The sequence below is a fragment of the bacterium genome (genome assembly GCA_020440705.1).
In the GTDB taxonomy this organism is placed as follows: Bacteria; Krumholzibacteriota; Krumholzibacteriia; order LZORAL124-64-63; family LZORAL124-64-63; genus JAGRNP01.
Genome location: JAGRNP010000316.1, coordinates 1 through 598, shown reverse-complemented (window position 1 = coordinate 598; position 598 = coordinate 1). Strand labels below are relative to the sequence as shown.

The window sequence follows — 598 nt, the reverse complement described above, 5'->3', positions numbered from 1 at the left end:
CAGGGGCGGAGTCGGCCCGTCTCCTTGCAGCGGCGGTAGTCGGCCAAAATTTCGGCGTGGTCGAAGCAAAGGGGCGCGGGAAGGGCGTCGAGGGTGAAGACCCGGGCGTTCGCCGCGTCGTCGGCGGCGACGGGCGCGCCCGAGGCTTCGGCGACGAAAACCGTGGTGATCGTGTGCTTGCGCGCGTCGCGTCGCGGGTCCGAGTAGGTGTGGAACTGCCGGAGACCGCGCAGGTCGAGGCAGGTCTCTTCCTTCGCTTCTCGGGCCGCGGCGGCCTCGACCGACTCGCCGTAGTCGACGAAGCCGCCGGGCAGGGCCCAGCCGTGGGGCTCGTTTTTCCGCTCGATCAGGACGATGCCGCCCGTGTCCATCTCAATGATGATGTCGACGGTGGGGAGCGGATTGCGGAAGGTCGCCATGACCCGTGGGAAGTTAGCGCGCGAAGACGAAATAATACAACATCGCCGCCGCGATGAGGATCGCGGCGCCCGAACTCAGCGCGACGACCTGGGGCCAACGCGTTCGGCGGGGTGGGGCGCTCCCGGCGATCGCCGCGAGGCGGGCCCCGATGCCCGCGCGTTCCTCGGCCGATGGGTCG

Annotated in this window: 1 protein-coding gene; it reads right to left on the bottom strand. The window is 69.7% G+C overall.

Features of this window, described 5'->3' with window-relative positions:
* Positions 1-419: NUDIX hydrolase (locus KDM41_18575; protein MCB1185430.1), on the bottom strand; the 419-nt coding region annotated here is incomplete at its 3' end.
* Between the last annotated feature and the right edge of the window lie 179 nt (positions 420-598).